3 protein-coding genes and 1 pseudogene are annotated in these 4,224 nt (G+C 70.5%); 2 read left to right on the top strand and 2 right to left on the bottom strand.

Going from position 1 to position 4,224, the window contains the following annotated elements; translation table 11 throughout:
* Together C5O18_RS06945 and C5O18_RS06940 are read right to left on the bottom strand one after the other, a co-directional pair.
* Positions 1-376 (bottom strand): hypothetical protein (locus C5O18_RS06945; protein ID WP_206389773.1); only part of this gene is annotated, 376 nt, incomplete at its 3' end.
* Between the two features lies 1 nt (position 377).
* A complete protein-coding gene (locus C5O18_RS06940) occupies positions 378-2,282 on the bottom strand; it encodes a lytic transglycosylase domain-containing protein (protein WP_158249292.1) in 1,905 nt (634 codons plus the stop codon).
* A gap of 102 nt (positions 2,283-2,384) precedes the next feature.
* Here C5O18_RS06940 and miaB point away from each other — a divergent pair.
* Positions 2,385-3,803 (top strand): annotated as a pseudogene (gene miaB, locus C5O18_RS06935) (tRNA (N6-isopentenyl adenosine(37)-C2)-methylthiotransferase MiaB); the annotation flags it as partial.
* Positions 3,804-3,898: 95 nt separating this feature from the next.
* Positions 3,899-4,224, top strand: a 326-nt coding sequence (locus C5O18_RS06930) for an alpha/beta fold hydrolase (protein WP_146089255.1), incomplete at its 3' end; no start/stop codon positions are given.

Genomic DNA, 4,224 nt, shown 5'->3' with positions numbered 1-4,224 from the left:
CCTGATGATGCTCGCGGACCGGACAGGGTGATGGACAGTCCCCGGGCAGCACTGCCAGCAGCACGATGCGGCCGGGACGGTCGGCCAGCGCGAAGGTCTCGCCGTCAGCGGCCGTCAGCGTGGCGTCGACAGCCAGCGGCAGCACCGGCAGGCTGCTGGGCCGGGGCATGAACACCTTCCAGGCCGCCACGCCGCCGATGATCAGCGCGATCAGCAGCACGAACAGGCGCCCCAGCAGGGCCAGCCGGCCCAGCACGCGCTCGGCCTGGGCCGGGGTCAGATCGGAGACATCGACCGGCGATTGCGGCACCGGCGCCTCGGCGCCCTGCCCGCCGTCACCGCCCGTCCCGGAGCCGCCGGTCTCGGAAGTGCTCATGTCACGGCCCCTCGATCGGGGTCAGCGCGCGACCGGGCACCGTGCCCAGGCGCTCGCGCAGATGCGCCCCGTCCTGCCCGAAGGCCCGCGCGTAGTGCACGGCGTTGGTCATGACTTTCTTCACGTAGTCGCGGGTCTCGCCGAACGGAATGCTCTCGATGTAGCGCGTGGCGTCCAGGGCAGCATCGCCCTGCCACTCGCGGGCGCGGCGCGGGCCGGCGTTGTAGCCCGCGGTCGCCAGCACCGGGTGGCCCAGCTCGGTCAGCACATGATTGAGGTAGTAGGTGCCCAGCCGCACGTTCTGGCCGATATCGTTGACGATGGCGGCGTGGTAGGGAATGCCGAGCCGGTTCGCCACCCACTGCGCGGTGCCCGGCATGAGCTGCATGAGGCCGCCGGCGCCGGCGCTGGAGCGCGCCACGGTGACGAAGCGGCTCTCCTGGCGGATCAGGCCGAACACCCAGGCCTCGTCCAGTCCCATGTCGCGGGCATAGCCCCGGGTCACCTCGCGATACGGCGACAGGTAGCGGAAGCGCGGTTCGTGCAGGGTCTTCGTGCGCTCGGCGGCGTAGATGGCGCGGTCGTGCCAGCCCAGTTCGTCGGCCTGCTGCGCGGCCGCCAGCAGCAAGCGGTCATCGGCCGTGCGCACGGCCCAGTTGAACTCGCTCGCGGACTCCCAGCGCTGATCCAGGCGGCGCAGTGCGAAAGCGCGCTGGAAACCGGCATGACGGGCCAGACGGGCACGGTCGTCATCATTGATCTGCACCGGCTTCGAGAGCGGCCCCAGGGCCTGGCCCAGCTGCTCCAGCGCCAGCAGGCCGTAGTAGTCGTCATCGGCGCTCAGGCGCGCGAGCAGGCGGCGGGCACCGGCATTGTCGGTCTGCGCCTGGGCCTTGCCGGTGTCCTTCTGCTGCGCCCGGAACAGCAGTGCCTGCGCCTGCCAGTACTGCCAGCCGCGGCTGTCGCGCAGGTTCGCCGGCAGCTGGTCGTACTGCGCCAGCCATGCCGGCCAGTTGGCGAAACGCACCAGCTGGCGCAGCCGCGTCTCGCGCTGCACGTCGGTCCAGGGCGCGCTGTCGCTGCGCGCGAACCAGGTCTCGGCGGCGGGATCGAAACGGCGGGCACCGGCCATGGCGAGCTGGCGCCAGGCCAGCGCCGCCTGCGGCCCCAGCTCGTCGGCCTTGACCTCGAGATGCGTCAGCGCGCTGTCGGGGCTGACCCGCGCCCAGCGGCCGTAGGCCCAGGCCGCCAGCTCGCGCTGTTCGCGGCGGGCCGGGTCGATCTGCTTGATATAGGCATCGGGCTGGTCCTGCAGGCTCTTCTGCTGCGCCGCCGTGAGCTCGAAACCGAGGCTGGTGGCGAGGAAGCGCGCCAGCCCGGCGGCATTGGCATCGAGCGCGAGGCGGAAGCGCTGCCAGCGGTCCTCCTCGGTGACGATGCCGCGCGCCTGCATGGCACGCATGGCCGGGTCGCAGGCGGCGACCTGGTCCTTCGCGGTCATCCACAGCCAGGCCTTGGCGGCCGGCAGCGCGGCGAAGTCGCCGGCCTCGATGTCGGCCTGCAGCTTCATGCACTGCAGCTCGACATCGGGCTCGGCCTGCAGCTGCGCGTATTCCTGGCGGAACAGCGCCCAGTCCGGGCGCCTGGCGAGCTGGCGCAGCCACTCGCTGCGCAGGCGCTCGGCCACGTAGCTGCCCTGCTCGCGGGCCAGGAAGGGACGGATCTCCGCAGCCGGGGCATCCTTGAGCCGGCGCCAGAGCAGCCAGGACTCGCCATAGGCGGCCAGCGCCGAATCCTGCATGGCCTGGGTGGCGCGCGCCAGCGCGGCATCATCGGCCTTGCGGAAAGCCTCGCGGGCGGTCAGCCAGTCGCTGTCGGCGGCGCTCGCCGGTGCTGCCGACAGCATGCCCAGACAAGCCCCGAGAACGGCCAGTGTGACTCTGGGCGCGCGATGGCGCCTGCGGACCGGATGCATTCCCTCTCCCTGCCAGTGGGGGCAGACCGCCCCATGCAGTGCCCACACCAAGCATACCTGTATAATGTTGCCCTCACGAATACCGGTAACGCGGACATGGCACGCAAGCTATACATCGAGACCCAGGGCTGTCAGATGAACGAGTACGACTCGTCGCGCATGCGCGATCTGCTCGGCAGCTCGCACGGCTTCGTGCGCACCGACGACCCGGAAGAGGCCGATGTGCTGCTGCTCAACACCTGCTCGATCCGCGAGAAGGCGCAGGAAAAGGTGTTCTCCGAGCTGGGCCGCTGGCACAAGCTGAAGAAGGCGCGCCCGGACGTGGTCATCGGCGTCGGCGGCTGCGTGGCGTCGCAGGAGGGCGAGGGCATCCTAAAGCGCGCCGCCTATGTCGACCTGGTGTTCGGCCCGCAGACCCTGCACCGCCTGCCGCAGATGCTCGACGCCCTGTCGGTGCCGGGCGGCGAGCGCCGCCGCAGCGCCCAGGTCGATGTCAGCTTCCCCGAGATCGAGAAGTTCGACTTCCTGCCCGAACCGCGCGTGGAGGGCCACAAGGCCTTCGTGTCGATCATGGAAGGCTGCTCCAAGTACTGCACCTTCTGCGTCGTGCCCTACACCCGCGGCGAGGAGGTCTCGCGCCCGTTCGACGACGTCATCGCCGAGGTTGCCCACGTGGCGCGCCAGGGCGTGCGCGAGGTCACCCTGCTGGGCCAGAACGTCAACGGCTACTACGGCGAGTTCCATGACGGCGGCATCTGCAACTTCGCCGCCCTGCTGCGCGCGGTGGCGGCGGTGCCGGGCATCGGCCGCATCCGCTACACCACCTCGCATCCGCTGGAATTCAACGACGACCTGATCGCGGCGCATGCGGAGCTGCCGGAGCTGGCCGCGCACGTGCACCTGCCGGTGCAGAGCGGCTCCAACCGCATCCTCGCGGCCATGAAGCGCAACCACGAGATCGCCACCTACATCGACACCGTGCGCCGGCTGAAGGCGGCCAAGCCGGGCATCGAGCTGAGCTCGGACTTCATCATCGGCTTCCCCGGCGAAAGCGACCGCGACTTCCAGGACACCATGGACCTGATCGACGCGGTGGAGTACGACCATTCCTACAGCTTCATCTACTCCAAGCGCCCCGGCACGCCGGCCGCCGAGCTCGATGACGACACCCCGGAAGACGTGAAAAAGCAGCGCCTGAACATCCTCAAGACGCAGATCGCGCGCAATACCGGGCGCAAGACCGATGCCATGGTCGGCAGCGTGCAGCGCGTGCTGGTGGACCGCGAATCGACGCGACTGCCGGGCCATGTCATCGGCATCGCCGAGAACACCCGCTGGGTCCATTTCCCCGGCGACGCCTCGCTGATCGGCCGTTTCGCCGACGTGCGCGTGGAAAAGGCCGAATCGATCAACGCCCTGAGCGCCGGCGAGCCGCTGTGGATCGAGTCCGACTTCGAGGCCCAGGCCGGCATGGCGCCCGTGCCCGGCCGCATTCCGCTCTGGCACGAAGCCCGCTGAGCCAGCCACCCGCCTCCGGAAGCCCGCCCATGCCATTCGTCGAGACCGGAACCACCCGCGTGTCCTACAGCGTCGAAGGCCGGGGCGACGGCCTGGTGCTGGTGCACGGCACCGGCGGCGACGGCTTCTCCAACTGGGGACCGCTGGTCCGCCACTTCAGCGACCGGCGCAAGGTCGTCTGCCCGGACCTCGCCGGTTCCGGCGCCACCACTGACGACGGCGGGCCGCTGTCCCTGCCCGCGCTGGCCGACCAGGTGCTGGCCGCCGCGCGCGCCGCCGATGCCCTGCCCTGCGACCTCGTCGGCTTTTCGCTGGGCGCCGTGGTGGCGGCCTGGATCGCCGCCGAGCACCCGTC

Origin of the sequence: Amnimonas aquatica, from assembly GCF_002943415.1 — a bacterium.
In the GTDB taxonomy this organism is placed as follows: domain Bacteria; phylum Pseudomonadota; class Gammaproteobacteria; order Pseudomonadales; family Moraxellaceae; genus Perlucidibaca; species Perlucidibaca aquatica_A.
The sequence above is the reverse complement of the archived record's forward strand: the minus strand, read 5'-3'. Positions and strand labels throughout refer to the sequence as shown.